The organism is Nonomuraea sp. B5E05 (genome assembly GCF_039880665.1).
Lineage (GTDB): Bacteria > Actinomycetota > Actinomycetes > Streptosporangiales > Streptosporangiaceae > Nonomuraea.
On the sequence record NZ_JBDPMJ010000027.1, the window covers coordinates 1 to 26,043 of the forward strand.

Annotated in this window: 21 protein-coding genes and 1 pseudogene; 16 read left to right on the plus strand and 6 right to left on the minus strand. The window is 71.3% G+C overall.

The features are described from left to right. A pseudogene (locus tag ABGB01_RS36445) lies at positions 1-102 on the plus strand (IS982 family transposase); the annotation flags it as partial. Between the two features lie 104 nt (positions 103-206). Here the strand turns inward: ABGB01_RS36445 and ABGB01_RS36450 are convergent. After that, the gene (locus ABGB01_RS36450; protein ID WP_347778126.1) at positions 207-998 is read right to left on the minus strand and encodes a helix-turn-helix transcriptional regulator; all 792 of its coding nucleotides are present in this window, start codon (positions 996-998) and stop codon (positions 207-209) included. Between the two features lie 152 nt (positions 999-1,150). On the opposite strand from ABGB01_RS36450, the gene ABGB01_RS36455 reads away from it, so the two are divergent. Together ABGB01_RS36455 and ABGB01_RS36460 are read left to right on the plus strand one after the other, a co-directional pair. After that, entirely contained in the window at positions 1,151-2,230 is a 1,080-nt protein-coding gene (locus ABGB01_RS36455; protein ID WP_347778127.1) for an exo-alpha-sialidase, read from the plus strand. Between the two features lie 3 nt (positions 2,231-2,233). Further along, complete coding sequence (locus ABGB01_RS36460; RefSeq protein ID WP_201761224.1) at positions 2,234-2,542, plus strand: hypothetical protein; 309 nt, start codon at positions 2,234-2,236, stop codon at positions 2,540-2,542. A 2-nt stretch (positions 2,543-2,544) separates the two neighbouring features. Here ABGB01_RS36460 and ABGB01_RS36465 read toward each other — a convergent pair whose 3' ends face one another. Beyond that, positions 2,545-3,510: an endonuclease/exonuclease/phosphatase family protein gene (locus ABGB01_RS36465; RefSeq protein WP_347778128.1), complete on the minus strand. Its 966-nt coding sequence runs from the start codon at positions 3,508-3,510 to the stop codon at positions 2,545-2,547. Positions 3,511-3,739: 229 nt separating this feature from the next. On the opposite strand from ABGB01_RS36465, the gene ABGB01_RS36470 reads away from it, so the two are divergent. Continuing rightward, on the plus strand, positions 3,740-4,579 hold the full coding sequence (locus tag ABGB01_RS36470; RefSeq protein ID WP_347778129.1) for a universal stress protein: 840 nt from the start codon (positions 3,740-3,742) through the stop codon (positions 4,577-4,579). Positions 4,580-4,659: 80 nt separating this feature from the next. Here ABGB01_RS36470 and ABGB01_RS36475 read toward each other — a convergent pair whose 3' ends face one another. After that, on the minus strand, positions 4,660-5,271 hold the full coding sequence (locus ABGB01_RS36475) for a TetR family transcriptional regulator C-terminal domain-containing protein (RefSeq protein WP_347778130.1): 612 nt from the start codon (positions 5,269-5,271) through the stop codon (positions 4,660-4,662). A gap of 95 nt (positions 5,272-5,366) precedes the next feature. On the opposite strand from ABGB01_RS36475, the gene ABGB01_RS36480 reads away from it, so the two are divergent. Beyond that, entirely contained in the window at positions 5,367-6,872 is a 1,506-nt protein-coding gene (locus ABGB01_RS36480) for a carboxylesterase family protein (protein ID WP_347778131.1), read from the plus strand. Between the two features lie 52 nt (positions 6,873-6,924). Here ABGB01_RS36480 and ABGB01_RS36485 read toward each other — a convergent pair whose 3' ends face one another. Then, positions 6,925-8,082, minus strand: coding sequence for an amidohydrolase family protein (locus ABGB01_RS36485; RefSeq protein WP_347778132.1), 1,158 nt, complete (start codon positions 8,080-8,082; stop codon positions 6,925-6,927). Between the two features lie 184 nt (positions 8,083-8,266). Next, complete coding sequence (locus tag ABGB01_RS36490) at positions 8,267-8,686, minus strand: Hsp20/alpha crystallin family protein (protein ID WP_347778133.1); 420 nt, start codon at positions 8,684-8,686, stop codon at positions 8,267-8,269. A gap of 522 nt (positions 8,687-9,208) precedes the next feature. Here ABGB01_RS36490 and ABGB01_RS36495 point away from each other — a divergent pair. From ABGB01_RS36495 to ABGB01_RS36520, 6 genes are all read left to right on the plus strand, one after another. Continuing rightward, the gene (locus tag ABGB01_RS36495; RefSeq protein ID WP_347778134.1) at positions 9,209-10,069 is read left to right on the plus strand and encodes a universal stress protein; all 861 of its coding nucleotides are present in this window, start codon (positions 9,209-9,211) and stop codon (positions 10,067-10,069) included. A gap of 231 nt (positions 10,070-10,300) precedes the next feature. Continuing rightward, complete coding sequence (locus ABGB01_RS36500) at positions 10,301-11,617, plus strand: phosphoribosyltransferase (RefSeq protein ID WP_347778135.1); 1,317 nt, start codon at positions 10,301-10,303, stop codon at positions 11,615-11,617. Positions 11,618-11,705: 88 nt separating this feature from the next. Continuing rightward, entirely contained in the window at positions 11,706-13,115 is a 1,410-nt protein-coding gene (locus tag ABGB01_RS36505) for an RtcB family protein (RefSeq protein ID WP_347778136.1), read from the plus strand. A 21-nt stretch (positions 13,116-13,136) separates the two neighbouring features. Beyond that, positions 13,137-13,556 (plus strand): archease, encoded by a 420-nt coding sequence (locus tag ABGB01_RS36510; RefSeq protein WP_347778137.1) that lies wholly within the window; start codon positions 13,137-13,139, stop codon positions 13,554-13,556. 205 nt (positions 13,557-13,761) lie between these two features. After that, positions 13,762-14,181: a CBS domain-containing protein gene (locus ABGB01_RS36515; RefSeq protein WP_347778138.1), complete on the plus strand. Its 420-nt coding sequence runs from the start codon at positions 13,762-13,764 to the stop codon at positions 14,179-14,181. Between the two features lie 138 nt (positions 14,182-14,319). After that, positions 14,320-15,165: a universal stress protein gene (locus ABGB01_RS36520; protein WP_347778139.1), complete on the plus strand. Its 846-nt coding sequence runs from the start codon at positions 14,320-14,322 to the stop codon at positions 15,163-15,165. 203 nt (positions 15,166-15,368) lie between these two features. On the opposite strand, the gene ABGB01_RS36525 is transcribed toward ABGB01_RS36520, so the two are convergent. Continuing rightward, positions 15,369-17,507, minus strand: a complete 2,139-nt coding sequence (locus ABGB01_RS36525) for an anthranilate synthase component I (RefSeq protein ID WP_347778140.1) — start codon at positions 17,505-17,507, stop codon at positions 15,369-15,371. 268 nt (positions 17,508-17,775) lie between these two features. Between ABGB01_RS36525 and ABGB01_RS36530 the strand changes: the two genes are divergently transcribed. The 5 genes from ABGB01_RS36530 to ABGB01_RS36550 all read left to right on the plus strand — a co-directional run bounded on the left by ABGB01_RS36530 (position 17,776) and on the right by ABGB01_RS36550 (position 26,040). Beyond that, entirely contained in the window at positions 17,776-18,969 is a 1,194-nt protein-coding gene (locus ABGB01_RS36530) for a cytochrome P450 (RefSeq protein ID WP_347778141.1), read from the plus strand. Between the two features lie 147 nt (positions 18,970-19,116). Continuing rightward, positions 19,117-19,725: a TetR/AcrR family transcriptional regulator gene (locus tag ABGB01_RS36535; protein WP_347778142.1), complete on the plus strand. Its 609-nt coding sequence runs from the start codon at positions 19,117-19,119 to the stop codon at positions 19,723-19,725. 210 nt (positions 19,726-19,935) lie between these two features. Next, positions 19,936-23,421 carry a S8 family serine peptidase gene (locus ABGB01_RS36540; RefSeq protein ID WP_347778143.1) on the plus strand — a complete coding sequence of 1,162 codons (3,486 nt, stop codon included), beginning with the start codon at positions 19,936-19,938 and terminating at the stop codon, positions 23,419-23,421. Positions 23,422-23,518: 97 nt separating this feature from the next. Next, a complete protein-coding gene (locus ABGB01_RS36545) occupies positions 23,519-25,114 on the plus strand; it encodes a CocE/NonD family hydrolase (protein ID WP_347778144.1) in 1,596 nt (531 codons plus the stop codon). After that, positions 25,096-26,040, plus strand: coding sequence for a WYL domain-containing protein (locus tag ABGB01_RS36550; RefSeq protein WP_347778145.1), 945 nt, complete (start codon positions 25,096-25,098; stop codon positions 26,038-26,040). Before ABGB01_RS36545 ends, ABGB01_RS36550 begins: the two co-directional genes overlap by 19 nt. Positions 26,041-26,043: the final 3 nt, after the last annotated feature.

Below are 26,043 nucleotides of genomic sequence, written 5' to 3' on the forward strand. Positions count from 1 at the left end.
ATCCGCGTCGCCCAGCGCCTTCTTGCGCTGGCGGCGGCGATCTGGCACAACAACGCGACCAACGCCCCGATCACCCGGTCACTGATCGCCTACGACCATTGACCGGAGATCGGAATTACTCGTCTAGCTGTGCCGATCACTGGCGCGACGACCTCGCCCGGGCTCGACTGCGGGACCCGGCGGGCGCGGCGGCCAGAGGCGGGCGGTCAGCGGAAGGTGGCGGCGGTCTCCTCGTCGGCGGGCCAGAAGGTCTCGATGGCCAGCTCGGAGACCGTCACGTCCATCGGCGTGCCGAACGTCGCGATCGTGGTGAACATCGACAACACCCGGTCACCGGCGGCGATGCGCAGCGGCAGCAGGATGTCGCCAGGCCCCGGCACGTGCGCCACGTTCAGGTCCACGCCCGGGTAGGTGTAGGACGCCAGCTCGTCGTGGAGCTCGGCCAGGCGCCCGTCGCCGGACGTCTCGGCCTGCCTGCGCAACCCGTGCAGCAGGTGGGCCCGCACCTCGGCCAGGTTGAGCAGCCGCCCGCCCATCGCGTCCGGGTGCAGCGACAACCGCATCACGTTGACCGGCTCCGCCAGCAGCTCCGCCGGCACGCCCTCCATGAACATCCCGGCCGCCCTGTTGGCCGCAACCAGGTTCCAGACGGCGTCCACCACGAGCGCCGGATACGGCTCGTGCCCGGCCAGGATCCTGTCCAGCGCCTGCCGTACGAGGTGCATCTCCGGAGCCCGGACGGCGCGTTCGGGATAGATCGGGGCGAATCCCGCGGACACCAGCAGCCTGTTACGGTGCCGCAGCGGCACCTCCAGCTCCTCGGCCAGCTTCAGCACCATCTCGCGACTGGGCCGGGCGCGCCCGGTCTCCATGAAGCTGACGTGGCGCGCGGAGACGCCGGCCTCGATGGCCAGATCGAGCTGGCTCACCCGCCGTCGTTGCCGCCACGACCGCAACAACTCACCAAAAGACTCCTCATGTACGGCTACCGCTCCCATATCCGGAACGTTAGCGCCTGGCGGGAATGGCGACGATTACGTCCCGGGTCATGCGCGACCGGACCGGTGAGGAGCGACGGGAATCTCCCAGACTTCGGTAACTGTCGGTGGCGCGTGACACGATGGCCGCAAAGCGAACTTGGGAGCGTGTCATGAGTGACGCAGTGCTCGCGATCGGCACCCGCAAGGGCCTGTTCCTGGCCCGCTCGGCAGGCGGTGGCCCGTTCGAGATCCAGCCGATCCAGTTCTCCACGATCGCGGTGCCCTCGGTGGCCATCGACACGCGCGGCGGCGCCCCCCGGCTGCTGGCCGGAGTCGAATACGGCCACTTCGGTCCTTCCGTCATGTATTCGGATGACCTCGGGCAGACCTGGCAGGAGGCGGAGCAGCCGCCCATCGCCTTCCCCGAGAAGACCGGGGCCACGCTCACCCGGGTGTGGCAGCTCGCGCCCTCGCCGTCCGAGCCCGGCGTGGTGTGGGCGGGCGTCGAGCCGGGCGCGCTGTTCCGCTCGGAGGATCGCGGGGCCACCTACCGGCTCGTCGAGGGCCTGTGGGAGCACCCCCACCGCCCGCTCTGGGAGCCTGGCGGCGGCGGGCTGTGCCTGCACACGATCGTCAGCCACCCCGCCGACCCGGCGGTCATGGGGGTGGCCGTCTCGACCGGCGGCTTCTACCGCACGACCGACGGCGGCCTGACCTGGGAGGCCGCCAACCAGAACATCCGCGCCCCGTTCATGCCGGAGGGCAGGCAGTTCCCCGAGTTCGGGCAGTGCGTGCACAAGGTGACCACCGACGCGGCCCGGCCGGAGCGGCTCTATCTGCAGCACCACTTCGGCGTCTATCGCAGCGACGACTTCGGCGGCAGCTGGCACGACATCGGCTCGGCGCTGCCGTCCGACTTCGGGTTCCCGATCGTGGCCCATCCGTCGCGGCCCGACACGATCTTCGTGCTGCCGCTCACGGCCGACATGGACCGCACGCCCGTCGGCCACCGCTACCGCGTCTTCCGCAGCGACGACGCCGGCGAGACGTGGCGGCCCTTCTCCGCGGGCCTGCCGGAAGGGCCGGTGCACGCGACCGTGCTGCGCGACGCGATGACCGCGTCGGAGGCGGGGGTGTTCTTCGGCACGCGCGACGGCGAGGTCCACTGCTCGCGCGACGACGGCGAGACCTGGTCGCTGGTCGGCCGGCACCTGCCCGACGTGCTCACCGTGCGCGCGGCGGTGCTCTAGCCGATGAGCAGACCGGTGATGTTGGTCGTGTTCGTGCTGCCCAGCTCGTTGCGCAGGTGGGTGAGCGGGATGCAGGAGGTCAAGGTCTTCGCGGTCGGCGCCGACCGCGACTCCCCGCCCACCCTGGGCTCGGCCCTCGACATGCTCCGGCGCACGCATCCGCTGCTGGAGGAGCGGCTGCGCGACGAGTACGGCCGCATCCGCAGGCACATCAGCATGATCGTGTGCGGCGAGAACGCCCGGGGGCTGGGCAGCCTCGACTGCGCGCTGCCGCCGGGCGCCGAGGTCTACGTGCTGCCCGCCCTCGCCTGAGCTCACTCCCCGGTCGTGACCGAGGCGGTGGCGTCGACGATGCGGTGGTCGGAGCAGGGCTTGTCGCGGTTGCCGCCGCAGACGTGCCCGATCGGATGGGCGTCGGCGCTGTAGCGGGTCAGCCGCTCGGCCGGGACGAAGATCAGATCGACCTTCCCCGACTGGCCGCAGGCCCCGAGCTTGTTGCTCTCGGTGGTCTGCTCGCCCCAGCCGGGGCACACGGCCTCGCGGTCGTCGAGCTCGTGGTAGCGGCCGATGTTGCCGTGGTTGGCGTCGGTGTTGACCGTGGCGTCGTACCAGGTGTTCAGCAGCGGTGAGTCCGGCTGCACGTTGAAGTCGCCCGCGATGATCGCGACGTCCCCCCTGGTGCGGTAGGACTCCAGGACGCCGTGCACCTGCTCCAGCTGGGCGGATCTGTAGGCGGCGACGGTCGTCAGGTGGGTGGTGCAGAATCTGGTGCCGGGTTGCGCGGCGACGTGCGCGCAGAGGAGTTTGCGCTGCTTGCCCGACCCGTCGTACGGCAGGGTCTGCCGTAGGGTCTCGCCCAGCGCGAAACGGCTGAAGACCGCGATGCCGATGCCGTGCCCGGCACAGTAGCCGGGGTCGCCCGCCGCCGTCATCGGCTCGAAGCGGGCGAAGTTCGTGGCGTTCTGCGGCCAGCCCATGCCCTGCAGCGCATCGATCACGGCGCCGTACTGGTTGCGGCAGATCTCGTTGATCGACACGAGGTCCGGCTTGCGATAGCTGATCGATCCGGCGATCGCCTGGATGATGCCGTTCGTGGTCGAGCCCAGGTGCGCATGATGCCCGGCCATGTTCCAGTGCCAGATCTTGTACGTCGCGGTCGCGGAGGACGACTCTGGGGAGGCCGCCGACGCGGGAGCCGTCAGCAGGGCGGCGGTGGTGACGAGGAGCGCCACCACCGTCCACGACAGTCGCCCGAAGCCGGGCAGGCGCGAGATCCGCATGAGAGCCGTCCCTTTCTTCGTGATCAGCTCCCAACGATCCTGCCGGAGGGGATTTTCCGGCACCAGTCATAGTGGACAAAGATCCCTCCCGATAGGACGGCGAGCGTGGCCGGGCCGCGGGACGGCTTCCCCTTCCCCGCGGGCTGGCCGCGGGGAGCCGGCCGTCGAAGTGCACGGACGCCCGATCCGGGAAGCATGGCGTGAGGGGAGAACTCATGGGGAGGCCGATATGGCTCAACCGATCGTGGCCGCCGCGGACGGCTCCAATGCAGCGAACACGGCGGTGCAGTGGGCGGCGGGCGACGCCCGGCGGCGGCGACTGCCACTGAAGGTCGTGCATGTGTGCGAAGGGAGGCTTGTCGGCTTCGACACCAGGAAGTCCTGCGAGGAGACGGTGGCGGCCGCCGCCGACCGCGCCCGCGCCGCGGGAGGGGAAGTCGAGGTGAGCACCGAGATGCTCAGCGGGAATGTCGTCGAAGCGCTGATCGGCCAGTCGCTGTCCGCCGACTCCCTGGTGCTCGGCAACAGGGGCAGGGGAGGATTCACCGGATTGCTTCTCGGCTCGGTCAGCATGGCGGTCGCAGGACATGCCGCCGGGCCGGTCGTCATCGTGCGTGAATCCGTCGTCACGGAACATGGCCGGATCGTGGTGGGCGACGACGGCTCGGACTACGCGGCGCAGGCGGTGGCGTACGCCGTCGAGCAGGCTCGCGCCCGGCGTGCATCGCTGGCCGTCGTCTACGCGTGGAACATGCCGATGGTCTCCGCCTACGCATCCGGATATAGCGACCTGCTCGAGAACGCAAGCCGGCAAGACTCCCGTAAGGCTCAGGAGCGGGTGGTCCGCTGGCGGAGGGACCACTCCGACATCGAGATCGACGACCAGCAGGTGTGCGAGCACCCGGTCCTCGCCCTCGTCAACGCCTCCGCCGCGGCGGACCTGGTCGTGGTCGGCTCCCGCGGGCTGGGTGGTTTCACCTCCGCCATGCTCGGGTCGGTCGGGCACGGCGTGCTGCACCGTGCCGCGTGCCCGGTCGCGATAGTGCGGCCACGCGGAGAGACGTCATGAGCGTTCGCGCGTGCCGCGCAGGCGTACGGCGGTGACCTTGTGCCCGGGGCATGAAGCCACGGTGCCGGCATGGCTGGTGGTCACGCATTCCGGCCGTTCCCGCTGAACAGCCTGTCCAGATGCAGATCGATCGCGGCGAGCGCGTCCCCGGGCCCGATCACGCCCAGTTCGATCAGCGGGGTGAAGCCGGTGAGGGCGAGAAGCAGGTTGGTCTCGGTCGCCGGGTCGCGGTCAGGGTCGATGTGCCCGTCGGCGACCGCCTGGCGGACCAGCTGCTCGACCTGGGCCCGTCCGTGGACGAGACCCCGGCGCGCCTGCTCGTGGACGGCCTCGTCGTGCAGCGCCTCCAGGACGTAGGCGGCGCTCATCCGGCTGGTCGCGCGGGCGTCGGCATGCAGGGGGAGCATTTCCGCGAGCGTCAGTCGCAGCACGTCACGGGGGTGCGGGCGGTCACCGAGCTTCTCGAGTCCCTGGCCGACGCGTAGCGAGGTCTGCTCGGACGCGAAATCCATGGCGAAGGAGAGCATGGCGGCCCGGGAGGCGAAATAGTGCTGCAGTTGCCCGAGGGAGATGCCCGCCTCCTGCGCCACCACGCGCATCGTCAGATGCGCGACGCCGCGCTGCTCCACCACCCGCCACAGCGCGCGGGCGATCGTTTCGCGGCGTCCACGGTGATCCACCTGTTTCGGCATCGCCGGCCTCTCCCTTGTGCCCCGGGGTCTTTCCCATACAGTTGACATAATACAGTTGACTTATAACCTGGAACCCCCTCGTGGAAGGAAGTGCCATGCCCGAACGGCTGCCTGAACAGCCAGAGGTGCGGACCGCCGAAGGTGTGGTGCGGGGGCGCCGGCGGCAGGGGCACGCGGTGTTCCGCGGCATCCCCTACGCCCAGCCCCCGGTGGGGACGCTCCGCTTCGCCGCGCCGGCCCCGCCGCACCGCTGGGAAGGGACGAGGCAGGCGGCGGACTTCGGCCCCGTGGTACCGCTGTCCCTGCCGGTCGACACGGGTCCGCCGCAGGGCACGGACTGGCTGACGCTCAACGTCGGCACTCCGGATCCGGGCGCGGCGGGACTGCCGGTGCTCGTGTGGATCCCCGTGGGCGGCTACGTCGCGGCGGCGTCGAGCGACCCGATGTTCGACCCGGCGGCGCTGGCCGGGGCGGGACTCGTCGTGGTGACCGTCAACTGCCGCGTGGGCGCGGAGGGTTTCGCGTTCCTCGACGACGCGCCGCCCAACCGCGGATTCCTCGACCAGATCGCGGCGCTGGAGTGGGTGCAGCGCAACATCGCCGCCTTCGGAGGCGACCCCGGCCGGGTCACCGTGGCCGGGGTGTCCGCCGGAGCGGGGTCGGTCGCCGCCCTGCTGACGATGAAGCCGGCGCGCGGCCTCTTCCGGCGGGCCATGGCCCACTCGGTGCCGGGGCTGTACAGCACCCCCGCGCTGGCACGGCAGGTCACCGCCGCGTTCGCGGACCGGCTCGGCGCGGCGGCCCCCACCGCCGCGGCCCTGCGCGACATCGACCCCTGGCACCTGGCCGCGGAGCTCACCTCCTTCAACGCCGGCCTCCACGCACACCGGGAGAGCTGGGGACGGCTCACGGAGACCGGCACCGCCCTGTGCCCCGTCGTCGACGGCGAGGTCCTCCCCGAAACGCCCTGGCCCGCGCTGACCGGCGGGCGCGCGAGCGGGACCGAACTGCTCGTCGGCCACACCCGGGACGAGTTCCGCTTCTTCAGCGTCATGAGCGGACGACAGGGCACCTACACCGAGCAGGACGCCCAGGCCGCCCTGGAACTGCTCGCCCCGCAGCCGCACGGCCCCGAGGCGTACCGCGCCGCGTTCCCGCAGGCCGGCCCGGAGGAGCTGGTGGAGACGGTGTACTCCGACGCCCTCTTCCGCATGCCGTCGCAGAAGCTGGCCGAGGCCAACGCCGCAGCCGGCGGCACGTCGTACCTGTTCGAACTGCGCTGGACCGCCCCGGTCCTCGGCGGCGCCCTGGGCGCCTGCCACAGCCTCGACATCCCCCTGGCGTTCGGCACGCTGGGCAGCCCCGTCGGCACGCAGCTCATCGGCGACGAACCCACCCCCGAGGCCGTCGCGCTATCCCGCGAGCTCAAGGAGGCATGGGTCCGCTTCGTCACCACCGGGGACGCGGGATGGGCCGCCCATCAGCCCGGTCAGCGGCTCACCCGTGTCCTGGACGCCGAGTCGCAGACCCGGCCCTACCCCGAACAGGCCTCCCGCCGGATCTGGGAAGGCCACTTCCCCGCCCCCTTCGACCTCTCGTAAGGGCGGGGACACCGCAGGTCAGGACGTCTCGACACGTCCCTCGGAGCTCGCGTCACAGGCGGTAGATCCGGCGGGCGTTCCCCGAGCCGATCATGTGGGCGACCCTGGCCGCGTCCGCGACGCTCCACTCCCCCGAGCCGAGCCTGGCCCGCAGCGCCGCGCCCATCGCCCGCCGGTAGGAGAGCGCGCCCAGGTAGCCGGTCTCGGCGACGGAGTGGCAGCCGGAGCCGAACAGCTGCTTGTGGAAGGGCGCCAGCTCCAGCAGTTCCTCCACGACCCTCGCCGAGGCGGCGGCGGTGTGCGGGAGCGCGAGCCCGACGTCCACGTAGACGTGCGGGTAGAGGCCGGCCAGGTAGGCGGCCTGGCGGTGGAACGGGTAGCAGTGCAGCAGGATGACCGGCACGGCGGCCGGCTGCAGCGCCCTGACCAGGGCGCCCAGCCTGGCCGGATCGCTGCGGTGCAGGTCGGGTCCGGAACCGCTGAAGCCGGTGTGGAACTGCACGGGCAGCCCTCGCTCCCTGGCCACGTCGATCGCGATCCACAGCAGGTGGCGCAGCAGGAAGGGGTCCGTCAGCGGTTCCTTGGGCTCGGACAGCCGCCGGTTGACCGCCGCGATCACCGAGCCCCTGCTGGGCCGGGACGGGTCGAAGTCGAGGCCGTAGAGCGACCCGATGACCGTCGTGAACCCGACCGCCCTGGCGGCCCTCGCGGTCAGCTTCTCGCCGAGGTCGTCGAGGTAGTCGACGGAGATCTGCGCCGTCTCGGCCACGTCGCGCTCGACGGCCTCGATCCGTACGAGCTCGTCGGCGGCGGCGCCGCCGTGCCGGCCCATCTCGGTGGCCGACAGCAGCTCGCCGTCCTCCCAGGCGCCGGCCGGTTCGGTGTCCACCAGGAAGGCCACCACGCCGGCCGCCGCCAGGAGCCGCCGGTTGACCTCGCCCGCGCCCAGCTCGGCACGGCGGGCGAGGTAGACGGCGGGCGGCGCGTGCGGTTCGAGGTCGAGCAGCGGCGCGCACCAGCGGCGCACCGCCGCGCCGAACGGCGTGTCGAAGTGGGTGGTGCCGGGCGGCGCCGGGCTGCCGCCCTCGTTGATGAGCAGCTCGAACTCGGCTCTGGTCAGGTCGTCTCGCCGCACCCCGTGACAGTGGTGGTCGACGAGCGGGGCGAGCAGCGCGTCGCGTACCGTGCCGGGCAGGTCTGCGGGGAGCATGCGGGAACTCTAGGCGAGCCCGCACGCGCCCGCGGGCGTTTTACCTACGGCAGAGACGCAGCACGTGGGCGATGACCTTCGCGCCCGCGCCGCCTGCGCGCATCGGGGCCCGAGGACGTGCGCCGCGCCTTCGTCACCGCCACCCGGGTGCCGCCCAGCCGATCACGCGAAAGGCCGTACGGGGTCAGGTGGTGTTGACCTTGACGTGGTGGGGTCTGGCCTTCTCGGCTTTCGGCACGGTCACCGTGAGCACCCCGTCGGACAACGTGGCCGAGACCTGTTCGGGGTTGACCTCGCCGGGCAGGAGGACGCGGTGCTCGAAGCGGCCGGTCCGGCGCATGCGGTGGTGCGGCCGGCCGGTCGACTCCTTCTCCTTGATCTCGGCGGTCACCACCAGTTCCCGGTCGTTCAACTCCACATCGATGTCGTCCTTCTTCACGCCGGGCAGGTCGATGTCGGCGATGAAGGCCTCGTCGGTCTCTGCCAGGTCGGCCAGCGGCATCCACATCCCTTCCGCCCGGCCGCCGAAGGCGGACTCGATCAGTTGGTCCATCCGGTCGTAGAGATCCTCGATCTGGGCGAACGGCGCCCATCGCATCCCCATGGCCGCACCTGGACGGGCGATGGCCGATCCTCGACGACGAGCCGGAAGCGTCATGATGCATCCTCTCCTGATGCGATGAGAAGGTTCAGTTCGGCCTCGAGCGGATGCGTCTGTTCGGCTGTAGACCCCACTTCGGGCTGCGGTGCAGACATGTGACCCACCTCCCAGGAAGCGTTCGCTCTCCCTTCCACCCTGCCCCTGGTCGGCAGCAGTGTCACAGGGGCTTAGGTCCTTCGACGGCAGGTCCGTGAGGTTCCCATCGATAAGGGATGATCCGCCCGCTCCACGGTGCCCGGACACGCCACGGCCGCGACCAGCCGAAGACGGGCGAATCGGAAGCTCGTCTCGACCGGGACGAGACGCGGTCTCCGGCATAGGACGCACAGGCAGGGGCAAGAGATCCGAAGGTCGTGAGGGGAACCGTTCATGGCTTCGTCCGCGGCCCGAAGGCTGCGCCTGAGGTGAGACAGGTGAGGCTGTCGTGGAATCTTCCGCGTGAATCACCGATGTGCGAGGTGACCCATGACAATGCCAGTCGTCGTCGGCGTGGACGGATCAGCGCCCTCGCTGCAGGCCGCGAGCTGGGCCGGACAGGAGGCCGCTCTCCGAAGCGCTCCGCTGCGGATGTTGTACGCGGTGCCCGGGTGGGGCCACGACGTACCGCTCGTCCCCGAACCCCGTTCGTGGGGAACAGGGGCGGAGGCCGCCGCCAGGGAAATGCTCGACCACGCCGCCGTCCACGCCAGGGCGGGCCGGCCGCGGCTGAGCATCACCACCGACATCATCGCCGGCCGGCCGGCGGACACACTGGTCGGGGCGGCCGAAGAAGCGCAGCTCGTGGTCGTGGGAAACCGCGGCCGTGGCGGCTTCACCGAGCTGCTCCTGGGCTCGGTCAGCCATGACGTCGTGGCCAGAGCACCGTGTCCGGTGGCCGTCATCCGGCAGACGCACGCCGGCGAGCGCGGTCAGATCGTCGTGGGTGTCACAGGAAAGCCCGGCCAAGACTCCCTCCTGGACTTCGCCTTCCGCGAGGCCACACTGCGCCACGCCACCTTGCAGGCGGTCCACGCCTGGGTGCATCCCGCCACAAGATTCCCGGGCGATATGCAACCTCTCGTCTACGACACCGGCCAAGTGGGCCAGGAGGAGGCGATCCTGCTCGCCGAGGTCATCGCCGGCTGGCGGGAGAAGTACCCGGACGTCGCGCTCATCCCACAGAACATGCACGGGCATCCGGCACTGGCACTGATCGACGCCTCCGCCGAGGCCGATCTCGTCATCATCAGGGAGCACAGCGGAGCACCGGCCCCGCTCGGCATGGGCAGCGTCACCCATGCCGTGGTCCACCATGCACGCGTCCCCGTCATCGTGGTCGGTCTCTGACCGCTGTCTGCCGGCCCGCAGTCATGGCCGATGCACGCCTTGCCCTGGCGCGGTGTGACCCCGGAATGGGATCACGAAATGGGCCCTTGGATCCTACGCACCAAGCTCCTTACCGGCTGATGGTGATGAGAGGGGTGTCCTTCGCCACGGGCGTGGGGATTCGTGTCAAGGCATGGTGAAGCGTCGGGGGAGGCGGGTACGCCGATGTTCGTTGATCGTCATGATGCGGGTGTGCGGCTGGCCGAACGTCTGACCGGGCTGGCCACCGAGGAGGATGTGGTCGTTCTCGGGCTGCCCAGGGGCGGCGTGCCCGTGGCCTTCGAAGTGGCCCGGGTATTGGGCGCTCCGCTGGATGTGATCGTGGTCCGTAAGCTGGGGGTGCCGTACCAGCCCGAGCTCGGGTTCGGTGCCCTCGGAGAGGGCGACATACGCGTGATCAATCCCGAGGTCGTCCGGATGGCGGACGTGACCCCGTCGGAGATGGCCACGGTAGAAAAAAGTGAGCGGGCCGAGGTGCTGCGCCGGGCGCGCCGATTCCGCGATGACCGCCCGCCGGTCGACCTCGCCGGCCGCACGGTCATCGTGGTCGACGATGGCATCGCCACAGGGAGCACGGCTCGCGCCGCCTGCCAGGTGGCGCGTGCACGCGGCGCCGCACGAGTGATCTTGGCGGTCCCGGTCGGCGCGCCGGACACCGTCGCGAGCCTGCGCAAGGACGCCGACGAGGTGATCTGTCTGGAGACACCCGCCGCTTTGTGGGCCATCGGCGTCTGGTACGCCGATTTCACCCAGATCACCGACGAGCAGGTGGTCGAACTGCTGCGGCGGGCCGCCGCAACCGCCGCCGAAGGCGCGGTGGGCGGGAAGGCCGGCGCGGTGACGTCTGATCAGCTGGGCAGTGTCGACGAGGTGGACGAGGTGATGGTGAATGTCGGTCCGGTCCGGCTGCCGGGGCAACTCCTCGTCCCCGAGGAGGCCGAGGGGGTGGTGGTCTTCGTGCACGGCAGTGGCAGCAGCCGGCACAGCCCCCGCAACCGGTACGTGGCCTCGGTGCTCAACCGCGCGGGCCAGGCCACCTTGCTGTTCGACCTGCTCACGGCCGAGGAGGAGTACGACCGCGGCAACGTGTTCGACATCGAGCTGCTGGCGGGACGGCTCGCGAAGGTGACGAACTGGCTCAGCGATCAGCCTCAGGCCGCAGGACTGCCGGTCGGCTACTTCGGAGCCAGCACCGGAGCGGCGGCCGCGCTGTGGGCGGCGGCGGAACCGGGCAGCCGGGTGGCCGCCATCGTCTCCCGAGGCGGACGGCCGGATCTGGCCGGGCCGCGTCTGTCCGCGGTACGAGCGGCGACGCTGCTGATCGTGGGCAGCCGGGACGAACTGGTGCTCGACCTCAACCAGACGGCACAACAGCGGTTGCGCTGCGAGAACCACCTGGAGATCATCCCTGACGCCACTCACCTGTTCGAAGAGCCCCGAGCACTCGAAACCGTCGCCGACCTGGCACGCGACTGGTTCACCGACCATCTGGGAACACGCGTGAGCTAGGAGTTCTCAGGCTGTCGCTGGTACCGGCCCGGGGTGATTCCAGGCAGGTCTCTCGCACCTACTCGGCACCTGCGCCATCGGGACGAAAATGGGACACACGATCGAACTCGTCGAGGAGACGCCCTTTCGCTTCCGTATCGAGCGGCAAGGATCGATGCGGGTGCCCGGCGTCGTCCTGGCCTCCCGCGTGCTGATTCCGGAGGACCAGGCGCTGCAGCAGGTCGTCAACGTCGCCACCCTTCCGGGCATCGTCCGGGCCTCCTACGCCATGCCCGACCTGCACTGGGGGTACGGATTCCCGATCGGCGGCGTGGCCGCCACCGACATCGCGGCCGGGGGCGTGGTCTCCCCGGGCGGTGTCGGCTTCGACATCTCCTGTGGTGTACGGCTGCTCGCGGCCGACCTCGATCGCGACCGGCTCGCGCCTCGCATGAACCGGCTTCTGGATCGCCTCGATCATGTCATCCCGCGGGGTACCGGACGTGGTGCCGTCTGGCACCTGGCCGGGCGGCCACAGCTCGAACAGGTCCTGCGCGGAGGTGCCCGGTACGCCGTCGAGCAGGGCCACGGGGTGGCGCGGGATCTGGAGCGCTGCGAGGACTTCGGCGCCGTCACCGACGCCGATGTCTCGCAGGTCGGCTTCCGGGCCATGGAGCGGGGACTGAGCCAGGTGGGCAGCCTCGGCTCCGGCAACCACTTCCTGGAGGTCCAGGCGGTGCAGGAGGTCTACGACGAGGCGGTGGCGGCCGCGTTCGGCCTGAGCCGCGGCCAGGTGTGCGTGATGATCCACTGCGGCTCCCGCGGGCTCGGCCACCAGATCTGCACCGACCACGTACGTACGATGGAAAAGGTGATGCCGCGCTACGGCATCACCGTGCCCGACCGGCAACTCGCCTGTGCCCCGGTCGATTCTCCCGAAGGCCGCGCGTACCTCGGGGCCATGGCCGCCGCGGCCAACTACGGCAGGGCCAACCGGCAACTGCTGGGCGAGGCCACACGGCGGGCCTTCGCCGACATCGCCGACGGCGGCCTGGATCTGGTCTACGACGTCTCACACAACCTGGCCAAGGTCGAACCACACGACGGCGTGCGACTGTGCGTCCACCGCAAGGGCGCCACCCGGGCGCTGCCGCCCTACCATCCTGATCTCCCGGCCGATCTGGCCGCGGTGGGCCAGCCTGTGCTGATCCCGGGCACCATGGGCACCGCCTCCTACGTGCTCACCGGCGTCGCCGGCGGTGAGGCGTTCCACTCCACCTGCCACGGCGCGGGCCGTACCCAAAGCCGCCACCAGGCGGCGCGGTCTGTCAGCGGCCGGCAACTGCGCGATCGCCTGGAGGCTCAAGGCATTGTCGTCCGCGGCGCCGGCTGGCGCGGGCTGGCCGAGGAGACGCCCACCGCCTACAAGGACGTCGACGCCGTGGTCACCGCCAGTGAGGGGGCGGGGCTGTGCCGGAAGGTCGCCCGCCTGGTCCCCCTCGGCGTCGTCAAAGGCTGAACGAGAAGAAGGGAAACGCCATTGAGCGCCGAGGCCGGCCACCGCACGCTTCCCCACACCGCCGACACCCGGATCCAAGCCTGGGCACCGACGGAGGGGGAATGCATCGCCCAGGCGGTGCTCGGCGTGGCAGACAGCTTTCTCGACCTGGACGGCGCCGCCGCCACCGGCGAGCACGACGTCGACATCGAGCCCGGCGACCCTCAAGATCAACTGGTGGCCGTCCTGGACGAGGTCATCTACCTGATGGACACCACCGGACGGATCCCGATCAAAGCGGCTGCCGTACACGATCAGAACCGTCGGCGCCTCCACCTGACCATGGCCGACCTGGCGGCCGTGCCCCAGACCGGAGCAGTACCCAAAGCCGTCGCCCTGCATCAGCTGACTTTCGAACACCACGCAGACAGGTGGACCTGCACGGTGACCCTGGACGTATGACCCCTCCGGTCGGCAGCGTGCCGAACGGAGGGGTGTGGACGAAGAGGACCACCTCCACGTCCGGGCCAGGCGGCGTTGTCGCTCGCTTCGCCCCTGGGAGCCTTCGGCCCATCCCGTCATGCCTGATAGGAGGCAGAGCCGAGGGGTAAGTGCCGAGAAGGGATGGGTGGTTCGGAAAGGGTGGACCGCCCAGAGGGGGGTAATTGTGACGACGGCACGGGACATCATGCATCCAGGCGTCGAGTGCATCGGTGAGCACCAGAATCTCGCCTTCGCCGCGCAGCGCATGCGCGAACTCGACGTCGGGGCGTTGCCGATCTGCGGCGACGACGACCGGCTCCACGGCATCATCACAGACCGGGACATCGTGCTCAAGTGCGTCGCCACCGGAGGCGACCCGAACACGGTCACAGCGGGCGAACTGGCTCAGGGCACGCCCATCACCATCGAGGCCGACGCGGACGTCCAACAGGTACTCCGAGCCATGGAGCAGCACCGGATCCGCCGCATGCCGGTGATCGACCAGCACCGGCTCGTCGGGCTGATCAGCGAGGCCGACCTGGCTCGGCACCTGCCCGAAGAGACGGTCGGCCACTTCGTGGAGGCGATCTGCGCAAGCCCATGACCAGGGCCGTCAGCAGGAAGCCGGTGGGAGGTCGCAGCCGACCGGCCTGGCGCCCCGCCACGAGCGGAGGTGGACGGCTGCCGCAGGGCGTACGCGCCCTGTTGCGGCCCGCGGAACCGACCGAGAAGGGCTGACCGTATGTCCGAACCAATCATCGCAGGCGTGGACGGCTCACGGGCAGCGCTGGCCGCGGTGCTGTGGGCCGCCGACGTCGCGGCTCGACGCGCATGCGACCTGCGGATCATCCACGTCATGGCACCGCCCGTCCACGGTGGGAAACCGTATGAGCGCCCGCTCGACGACGCGGCTCGCGAGGAGGGCGAGCGGATGCTGGCCGAGGCCGCCGCGCTGGCCACCGAATCTCGCAAGGACGTCCATGTGAGCAGCGAACTGCTCTACGGCCACACCACAGAGATCTTGCGTGCGCAGGCCGTCGAGGCCGAGGCCATCGTGGTGGGCAGCCGCGGCCTGGACGGCTTCCCCGGGCTCCTGCTGGGTTCGGTTGGACTGGGCCTGGCCGGGCACGTGGCGGGGCCCGTGGTGGTGGTCCACGGCGCACCCGCCATCGTGCAGGGCGAGATCGTGGCCGGGCTCAATCCCGACGACGCCGTACACCCGGCCCTCGACTACGCCTTCGAGGAGGCACAGGCACGCGGTGCCCGGCTGCGGGTCGTACACGCCTGGGACATGCCATCCAGCAGGCCGGACCAAGAAATCATCACCCAGGCACAGCAGGAACGTGCTCGCAGCGTGCTGGCACCATGGACGAACCGGCACCCCAGGGTCGAGGTGACCGTATCGGTCGTCCGCGGCAATCCCGTCGCGGCGCTGTGCGAGGCGTCCGCGCGTGCCGACCTGGTCGTCGTGGGCTCGCGGGGAAGGGGAGTGATCCGCTCGGCCGTGCTCGGTTCGGTCAGCCACGGCGTCCTCCACTACGCATCCTGCCCGGTCGCCGTCGTACGGCCACGCATCCGAACCGATTGAAGCGCTTCGACAGGCGACGGGACGCCGACGGCGGTCGTCGTGGTGGACAACCCGGCTCTCGGGCCTGGTCAGGTCGTCTCGCCGCACCCCGTGACAGTGGTGGTCGACGAGCGGGGCGAGCAGCGCGTCGCGTACCGTGCCGGGCAGGTCCGCGGGGAGCATGCGGGGAACTCCAGGCGAGCCCCGCACGCGCCCGCGGGCGTTTACCTGCGGCAGAGACGCAGCACGTTGGCGATGACCTTCGCGCCCGCGCCGCCCTCCTGCGTCAGGATCGACTCGGGGTGGAACTGCACGGCGAAGCGCCGCCGCTCGGTGTCCTCGATGGCCATGACGTTGCCGTCGGGCGTGAGCGCGGTCGGCGTGAAGCCGACGACGCCGGGCCGCTTGGCGTGCAACGAGTGGTAGCGGGCCGCGGTGAACTCCGCGGGCAGGCCCTCCAGCAGCGCGCCGTCGCCGAGCCGCGCGACCTGGCCGCGCTTGCCGTGCTCGGGGTAGTCGAGCAGTTCCAGGGTGCCGCCGGCGTGCTCCACCATGGCCTGCAGGCCGAGGCAGACGCCGAAGACCGGCAGGTCGCGGGCGTAGATCTGGTCGAGCAGCGCCGACATGCCGAAGTCGGTCGGCCAGCCGGGGCCGGGCGAGAGCACCACCAGGTCGGGGGCGATCTCGTCGAGCATGCGGGGCGGGAAGCCGTGGCGCAGCGTCGTCACCGCGGCGCCCTCCTGGCGGAAATAGTCGGCCAGGGTGTTGACGAAGGAGTCCTCGTGGTCGACGAGCAGCACCTTCATGCCGTGGCCCGGCTGCTCCCTGGTCTCGGCGACGGCCTCCGCGCCGGTCCGCCCGACCACGGCCAGGGCGCCGAGCAGGGCGCTGGCCTTCAGCTCGGTCTCGCGCTCCTCGGCCTCGGGGTCGGAGTCGAACAGCAGCGTGGCGCCGGCCCGCACGGTGGCCACGCCGTTCTTGATCTGGGCGGTACGCAGGGTCAGGCCGGTGTTCATGGAGCCGTCGAAGCCGATGACGCCGATGGCGCCGCCGTACCACCGGCGGGTGGTGGCCTCGTGGTCCTCGATGAACTGCATGGCCCACGTCTTGGGGGCGCCGGTGACCGTGACGGCCCACATGTGGGTCAGGAAGGCGTCGAGCGCGTCGAACTCGGGGCGCAGCCGGCCCTCGATGTGGTCGACGGTGTGGATCAGGCGGGAGTAGAGCTCGATCTGGCGGCGGCCGATGACCTTGACCGTGCCGGGGACGCAGATGCGCGACTTGTCGTTGCGGTCGACGTCGGTGCACATGGTCAGCTCCGACTCCTCCTTGACGCTGGACAGGAGGGTGCGGATGGCCTCGGCGTCCTCGACCGGGTTGCTGCCGCGGGCGATGGTGCCGGAGATGGGGCAGGTCTCGACACGGTCGCCGCTCACCCTGACGTACATCTCGGGCGAGGCGCCGACGAGGTGCTCGCCCTCGCCGAGGCTGATGATGAACTCGTACGGGGCCGGGTTGCTCTGGCGAAGGCCGCGGTAGAAGGCGGACGGGTCGGCGCAGGTGGCGTGGAAGACCTGACCGGGCACGACCTCGAACAGGTCACCGCGCTTGAACTTCTCCTTGGCGGCGGCCACGACCTTGGCGTATTCGCCCTTCTCCGGGTCGGGCGGCACCTGGGCGGGGGCGACCGGGGCCTCGGTGGCGCCCGTCCTGTCGAGGCCGCGGGTGGTGGCGCCGTCGACGGTGAACTCGTAGCGGAACTCGAGGCTGGTCTCGCGCTGCCGGTCGATCACGACGAGCCGGTCGGGCAGGTGCAGCACGAGGTCGCGCTGGTCGTCGGGGCGGACGAGCTCCTGCCGGATCGGCTCGAACTGGAAGGCCAGGTCGTAGCCGAAGGCGCCGTAGAGGCCGAGGTGGGGGTCGTCGCCCTTGAAGGCGGCGATGACCTCGCGGATCGCGGTGAACACGGTGGGCCGCCGGCTGCGCATCTCCTCCGGCAGGAGATCTCCGGGATCGCTGCCGGGCTCGGCCACGTGCACCTCGACGCGGTCGGCCGTGGGCTCGCTGACGGGCTTGCCCGCGGCCAGCAGGCAGGAGGCGACGGCGGGCAGCACGACCCTGCCGCGCTCGTTGAGCGCGATGGCCGCGATGGTGCGGCCCTTGGCGACCAGCTCCAGGCAGGGATCGACGTAGCCGAACGCCCAGCGGCTGTAGCGGCCCGGATAGTCCATGCCTGAGGAGAAGGCTCCCCCGCGTCTCTCTCCGAGGGCCGTCACGATCTCTTCGAGCGCCGCCTCGTCCACCTCGCGCGTCTCGCGCTCGACGACGATGCCCCCCGCGGTGGTATATCCGCTCGTCTCCACTTGCTGCCCCTTATCACGTCAACACGATGAGCCCCGGGGGCGGACACGAGAAAGGCCGCCATCCGGGGCGGCCGTCCTTTGAGGAATGCGAAACACGCGCCGCCTAGAAGCGGCGCCACCACTGGAGCTGAGCGTGATTTCGCATGGGGACAGGTTAGCTCCCCCACCATGATCGCGCAACGCGACCCGCCCGCCGCCCCCGGTGTCGCCAATTTCAATACAGAGCTGTACTGTATTCAAATCTCACCGGTCGAGAGGAGACCCCCGGATGACCGAGACCGAAGCGATCACGCTGCCCACCGCGCGGCCCACGCCCTTCGACCCGCCCGGCGACCTGACCGAGCTGCGCCAGGCCCGGCCCATCACCCCGCTCGCCTACCCCGACGGCCACCGCGGCTGGCTGGTGACCTCCCACGCGCTGGCGCGCGACGTGCTGGCCGACAAGCGCTTCAGCGCCAGGTCCGAGCTGCGGCACCACCCCGTCGAGGAGCCCGGCCAGGGGCCCGCCCAGGCCGCGCCTCCCGGAATGTTCGTCTCGACCGACCCGCCCGTCCACACGCGCTACCGCCACCTGCTGGCCGGCGAGTTCACCGTGCGCAGGATGCGCCGGCTCACCGAGCGCATCGAGGAACTCACCTCGGCGCAGCTGGACACCATGGAGCGGCAGGGGCCGCCCGCCGACCTGGTGGAGACGTTCGCGATGCCGATCCCCGCGCTGGTGATCGGCGAGCTGCTCGGCGTGCCGGAGGAGGAGAGCGAGCGCTTCCAGGCCCAGGGCGGCAGGATGACGCGGATGGACCTCCCGCGCGAGGAACGGATCGCCACCTTCCTCGCCCTGCAGGCGCACATGAAGGAGCTGGTCCTGGCCAAGCGGGCCCAACCCACCGACGACATGCTCAGCGGCCTGACCAGGAGCGACCTCACCGACGAGGAGCTGACCAACATCGGCTTCATGCTGCTGGGCGCCGGGCTCGACACCACCGCCAACATGATCGCGCTGGGCGCCTTCGCGCTGATGCGCCACCCCGGGCAGCTCGCCGTGCTGCGCGGGGAGCCGGACCGGATCGACCAGGTCGTGGAGGAGCTGCTGCGCTACCTCAGCATCATCCCCTTCCTCGTACGCACCGCGCTGGAGGACGTCGAGCTCGGCGGCGAGCTGGTGCGAGCCGGGCAGTCGGTCACCATCTCGATCCCGGCCGCCAACCGCGACCCCGAGCGCTTCCCCGACCCCGGCACCCTCGACCTGCACCGGCCGAGCGGCGGGCATGTCGCCTTCGGTCACGGCGTGCACCAGTGCCTCGGCCAGCAGCTGGCGCGGGTGGAGATGCGGGCGGCCTACCCGGCGTTGTTCGCGCGGTTCCCGTCGCTGCGGCTCGCCGTCGAGCCGGACGAGGTGCCGCTCCGCACCGACATGCTCATCTACGGCGTCCACCGCCTCCCGGTCACCTGGGGCGCGAGCTGAACGACCGGCGAGGCACGGCTCACTAGACTCCTGCGGGCCGCCCTTCCCGCGGGTCTCCTTTCCGGAGCCGCCTTCCCCGCGGGCCGGCGACCCGCAACGGATGACCCGCAACGGATGACCCGCAACGGATGACGAGGAGCGACCGACATGGCCGACCGCACGACGTCCCAGCGGCCGGCCGGCCGGCCGCGCAGCCAGGAGGCGGACCTGGCCATCCTGACCGCCGCGCTCGACGTGCTCATCGAGCAGGGCGCCAGGCACACCAGCATCGAGCAGGTCGCCAGGCGGGCCGGGGTCACCAGGGCGACGGTCTACCGCCGCTTCGCCGACAGGACCGCGCTGCTGGTACGGGCCCTGGAGTGGGCCAACCACGACCACGACCCGGCGTTCACCGGCTGGCGGGACATCGACCACATGCTCGAGGAGTGGGCCGCCCATCTGGCGGTGCCGCGCAACCGCCGCCTGCTGCGCCGGGTCTACGGCGCACGTGACGACTACCCGGAGCTGACCACGACGTACCGCCAGGTCAACAGCGGGCGGCGGGCCGCGGTGGTGCGCGAGCTGCTGCTCCGCACGCGCGAAAGCGGATGCTTTCCCTCCGGCGTCGACCTGGACACCGTGCAGGAGGCGCTCAGCGGCGCCGTGCTCCACCACCTGGGCACCCACCCCGACGACGAGAGCGCCGCCGAGATCAAGGCCTACTTCCTGCGCGTCGCGCGGCAGCTCGGCTGGCGCCCGGCGGTAGCGGAGGGCTAGTCCGGCCCTCCCGAGGAGCCGCCCCACCTGCGCGAAGAGCCGGAACGGACCTGGTCCGCGACGTGGTCTCCATGGCGACATTTCAGCTGACCAGATTACATTTTTTGTCGCAAAGTAACATTTCATGACAAGTCTTGCTTTCCGGACAGGAGATCTTCACTCTTCTCCACAGAGGCGTAAAGATCACCTCTTGTGTCCTAAGGAGAGCGCGTGCCCCACACCCCCCGCTGGCGTGCGATCCTCACCGGGATCGTCACCGCCGCCGGCCTCCTCGTCCCACAGGCGGCCCAGGCGGCGCCCGACCCGGGCAAGATCGACAGTGTCGTCCAGGCGCAGCTGGCGCAGGACGACAAGGCCACCTTCTGGGTCCGGATGAAGGGATCCGCCGACCTGAGCGGCGCCCGCCGGGCCGAAACCAAGGACGCGAAGGCCGAGCAGGTCTTCAAGGCCAAGACCGAACGGGCCACGAGCTCCCAGGCGGGCTTACGCAAGCTGCTGGACTCCCAGCACGCCGCGTACACCCCGTACTGGATCGTCAACGCGGTGCAGGTCACCGCGGACGAGAAGCTGGCGGCCGAGATCGCCAAATTACCTGACGTCGACCGCATCGACCCGATCCGCACCGTCGCGATCCCCAAGCCGACGCCCGGCAAGGCCGAGGCCAGGGTGAACGCGGTCGAGTGGAACATCGACCGGGTCAACGCCCCGCGCGTCTGGAACGAGCTGGGCAACCGGGGCGAGGGCATCGTCATCGCCCACATCGACTCCGGCGCCCAGTTCGACCACCCCGAGCTGGTCGACAGTTACCGGGGCAGGAACGCGGACGGCACGTTCAGCCACGACTACAACTGGTTCGACCCGGCCGGCGTCTGCCCGTCGCCCGCGCCGTGCGACAACAACGGCCACGGCACGCACACCATGGGCACCATGGTCGGCGCGAACGGCATCGGCGTCGCGCCGGGCGCCCGGTGGATCGCGGCCAAGGGCTGCGAGTCCAACTTCTGCAGCGACGCGTCGCTGATCGCCGCCGGCCAGTGGATGCTCGCCCCGACCGACGTGAACGGCGAGAACCCGCGCCCCGACCTGGCGCCCGACATCGTCAACAACTCGTGGGGCGGCGACGGGTTCGACCCGTGGTACAAGCCCGTCGTCGAGGCGTGGATCGCGGCGGGCATCTTCCCGGCCTTCGCCAACGGCAACGAGGGGCCCGGCTGCCAGACCTCCGGCTCCCCCGGCCAGTACGTCATGAGCTACAGCGCGGGCGGCTTCGACGTCGACAACGCGCTCTACCGCAATTCGAGCAAGGGCGCGGGCGAGGACGGCGAGATCAAGCCGAACATCGCCGCGCCCGCCGTCAACGTGCGCTCCTCGACGCCAGGCGGCACCTACGACACCTACACCGGCACGTCGATGGCCTCCCCGCACGTGGCGGCCACGGTGGCGCTGATCTGGTCGGCCTCGCCCGCCCTCGCGGGTGACGTGGAGGGCACCCGGCCGCTGCTGGACACCACCGCTGTGGACGTCGAGGACACCAGCTGCGGCGGCACGGCCGCCGACAACAACGTGTGGGGCGAGGGCAGGCTCGACACCTTCGCCGCCGTTCAGGCCGCTCCCACCGGGGAGACCGGCGCGCTCGAGGGCGCCGTCACCGCGGGCGGCGAGCCGGTGGCCGGGGCGACGATCACGGTGACCGGGCCGCTCACCCGGAGCGTGACCACCGGCGAGGACGGCGCGTACGCCATCCCCCGCCTGCTGCCGGGCGACTACGAGCTCAGCGCCGGGAAGTTCGGCTACGACACGGCCACCGCCGCCGTGACGGTCGCCGCCGGGCGGACGGCGACCGCGGACGTGACCATGGCCAGGAAGGCGTCGGGCGTGGTGTCCGGGACGGTCACCACGGCGGGCACGCCGGAGGCCGGCGCGACGGTGGCGGCCACCGGCACGCCGGTGAGCGCGGTGACCGACGCGTCGGGCCGCTACAGCCTGACGCTGCCGCACGGCGAGCACGAGCTGGTCGTCACCCCCGTCTCCCGCTGCTCCAGCGGCGCGACGGCCGAGGTGACGGTGGCCGGCGACGTGGTCAAGGACGTGGAGCTACCGCTGCGCGGCGACAACTTCGGCTACACCTGCGCGATCGGCGACCAGGCGTACGTGGCGGGCACCGAGAAGCTGGCGCTGACCGGCGACGACGAGGCCCAGCAGGTGACGCTGCCGTTCGCGATCCCGTTCTACGGCACCGGCCACACGAAGGCCTGGATCGCCACGAACGGGTTCGCCACCTTCGCCGCCGACCGGGTGACCTCCGCCGGCAACGGCACGCTCCCGTCCTCGGGCACCCCGAACAACGCGGTCTACCCGTACTGGGACGACCTCAAGGTGGACGACCAGGGCGGGGTCTACACGGCGGTGACGGGCACGGCGCCGAACCGCACGTTCGTCATCGAGTGGCGCAACGTCACCTTCTACAACGACACGGCCCAGCGGCTGTCGTTCGCGGCGCTACTGGGCGAGAACGGCTCGATCGGCTTCCGGTACAAGGACGTGGACAGCGAGCGCGAGCAGGGCACCAGCGCCACCATCGGCGTGGAGAACGCCGCGGGCGACGACGGGCTGCTCTACGCCTACCAGGAGGCGGTGCTGTCCGCCGGGCAGGCCCTGACGTTCACGGCCGGCAGGCACGGCCTCGTCACCGGGGCGGTCACCGACGCCAACGACGGCGAGCCGCTGGCCGGGGCGACGGTGAAGGTGGGCGACGTGGCCACGTTCACCACCGGTGAGGACGGCCGCTTCTACGGCCAGGTGCTGGCGGGCGACTACGAGGTCGAGGTGTCCAAGGAGCACTACGGCACGTTCACGCAGCCGGTGACGGTCGCGCCCACGGTCGTGACGTCGATCGACACGGCGCTGGTCACCGGACGGGTGAGCGCGTCGGCCGCGGAGCTGACCGTGGTGCTGCCGTCCGACTCCACGCGCACCCGGACGCTGGAGCTGACGAACCTGGGCTCGCCCACGCCGTACACGGTGACGGGCGGCGAGTGGTTCACCGTGACGCCGGCGGCGGGCGAGCTGGCCACGGGCACGTCGGTGGAGCTGGAGGTGACGGTCGACAGCGACGGCGTCGCCCCCGGCGCCGTACGCGAGGGGACGCTGCTGGTGAAGTCGGCCAGTGGCCGGCAGCCGACGATCGAGATCGCGGTGACGGTCGTGGTGCCCAAGCACCAAGTGGCCGTCGACGTGGGCGGTTCCAGGAACGTGACCGACGACGCCGGTGACGTCTGGACGCGGGACAGGAAGTACGCCCCGGGCGGCCACGGCTACGTCGCCGACCGCAGCCGGACGCGCAGCACGTCCAGGACCATCCGCGGCACCGACGACCAGTCGTTGTTCAGGACGGCCAGGGAGGACATGCTGGAGTACCGCTTCGACGGCGTTCCCGCGGGGACGTACACCGTCGAGCTGGACTTCGCCGAGATCCGCAACATGCAGATGGGCCGGCGGGTCTTCGACGTGCTGGTCGAGGGCCAGCTCGCGATCCCGGCGCTCGACCTGGCCCTGGAGGCGGGCACGTACACGGCCGTGTCCAGGCAGTACACGGTGAAGGTCACCGACGGCCAGCTCAACGTGCGCTTCGCGACGCGGGAGGGGTCGACGCTCGTCAACGCCGTGCGCATCTCGGAACGCCCGGACAAGAAGTAGCGCTCCGGTGACGATCGCGCCCGCCCCGCGCCGCGCGGGGCGGGCGCTTCCACCCCCGGGTACCACCTCCGCGGGCGCGTCTGTTACTGGTAAGTACATGAGACGTGTGCGGGTCCAGCGTGATCTTCCCGTGCCGATGCCGGACGGCGTGACCCTGCTGGCCGACCATTACGCTCCCGCTTCGGGCGAGCCGGCCCCCGTCATCCTGATGCGCTCGCCGTACGGCCGGCGCGGCTGGCTCGGCCTGGTCTACGGCCGTGGTTTCGCCCGGCAGGGCTTCCACGTCGTCATCCAGAGCTGCCGCGGCGGCTTCGGCTCCGGCGGCCTGCTCGACCCGCTCGGCGACGAACACGACGACGGCCTGGCCACCGTGGCGTGGCTGCGCGAGCAGCCGTGGTACGGCGGCTCGTTCGCCATGTTCGGCCCCTCCTACCTGGGTTACACGCAGTGGGCGATCGCGCCCTACGCCGGGCCGGAGCTGAAGGCGATGGCCCTGCAGATCACCGCCTCCCAGTTCCGGGACGCCGCCTACGTGGGCGGCGCGTTCGCGCTGGAGTCGGCGCTGAGCTGGACGACGCTCACCGACGGCATGTCGCGGCGGTTCGGCGGCGCCTCGGTGCTGACCGCGCCCCGGCTCACCCGCAGGGCGGTCCTGTCGGGCCGCCCGGTGGCCGAGCTGGACGTGGTCTCGGCGGGGCGGCCGCTCCGCTTCTACCAGGACCTGATCGCGCACCACGAGGACCCGCACGTCCCCTACTGGGACAAGCGTGACTTCTCCCCCAAGGTGGGCGAGGTGGACGCGGCGGTCACGATGCTCGGCGGCTGGTACGACGTCTTCCTCCCCTGGCAGCTCAAGGACTACGCGGCCCTGCGGGCGGCGGGTCGGCGGCCCTACCTGACGATCGGGCCGTGGTACCACATCGACGCCCGGCACGGGCGTCCCACGCTGGCCGAGGCGACGGCCTGGTTCCGCGCGCACCTGCTCGGCGACTCCTCACGGCTGCGCCCCGACCCGGTGCGGATCTACGTGACGGGCGCCGGGCAGTGGCGCGACCACTCCGACTGGCCCGTGCCCGGGATGCGGGAGCAGCGCTGGCACCTGCAGCACGGGTTCGGCCTCGGGGTGGACGGCCCGCGCGAGGCCGGGCCCGACCGTTTCCGCTACCACCCCGCCCACCCGACGCCCGTGATCGGCGGGCCCGTGCTGCTCGGCGACTCCAGGCCGCGCGACCAGCGGCGGCTGGAGCAGCGCCGCGACGTGCTGGTCTACAGCTCGCCGGCGTTGAGGGAGGCGGTCGAGATGATCGGCCCGGTCCGCGCGGAGCTGTTCGTCCGGTCGAGCACCCCGTACGTGGACGTCGTCGTGCGGGTGTGCGACGTGCACCCGGACGGGCGCTCGATCAACGTGTGCGAGGGCGTGCGCCGCCTGGGGCCGGGCGAGGGGGACGGCGATGGCGTGCGCAGGGTGGAGGTGGACCTGTGGCCGATGGCGCATCGGTTCGGGCGCGAGCACCGGATCAGGCTGCACGTGGCGGCCGGGGCGTACCCGACGATCGCCCGCAACACCGGCACGGGCCGCCCGCTCGCGGCCGACGGCTCGGACGGCGAGCCGGTGCCCGCCGATGTCGAGGTGTTCCACTCCCCCGAGCGTCCCTCCGCCGTGGTGTTGCCGCTGTGCGCGCCTCGCGGTTGATGTCGCTGGTCCTGCTGCTGCAGGGCCGGGGCGGGATGACGGCGGCCGAGCTCGCCGCCGAGCTGGAGGTCTCGGAGCGGACGGTGCACCGCGACATGCTCGCGCTGTCGGAGGCGGGCGTGCCCGTCTACGCCGACCGGGGGCGGGGCGGCGGCTACCGGCTGCTCGACGGCTACCGCACGCGGCTGACCGGGCTGGACAGGGCGGAGGCGGAGGCGCTGTTCCTGTCGGGGGTGCCGGGGGCGCTGCGGGAGATGGGCCTGGCGGAGGTCGCGGCCACGGCCCGGCTGAAGGCCGCCGCCGCCCTCTCCCCCGCCCTGCGCGACGCTCCGGTGGTCGCCGCGCAACGTTTCCACCTGGACGCGCCCGGCTGGTTCGCCGGCGACGACCCGCCCCCGGCCGCGCTGGGGCCGCTGGCCAGGGCCGTGTGGAGCGACCGCCGCGTCCGCGCCGTCTACAAGGGCGCCGCCCGCACGCTGGAGCCGTACGGACTGGTGCTCAAGGCGGGGACCTGGTATCTGGCCGCCCGGCGCGCGGATCGGTTCCTCATCTTCCGGGTGCACCGGTTCGGCGAGGTCACCGAGCTGGCCGAACCCTTCGACCGCGACCCCGGCTTCGATCTGGCCGCCTTCTGGGCCGGGCGGTCTGCGGAGTTCAGCCGCTCGCTGCTCAGGGACACGATCACGCTGCGGCTCACCGAGCGCGGGGTGCGGATGTTGCGGCACGTCGCCGACCCGGCCGCGGTCGACGACGCGCTCGCCTCGCTCCAGCCCGACGGCACCGTGCGGCTGGCGGTGGAGTCGGCGCAGGTGGCGTACTCGCAGGTGCTGCGGTTCGGGCCGGAGGCGGAGGTGCTCGACCCGCCGGAGCTGCGCGCGATGCTCGCCGACGCCGCCGCCCGCATGGCCGCGCTCTATGGCCGCTGAGCG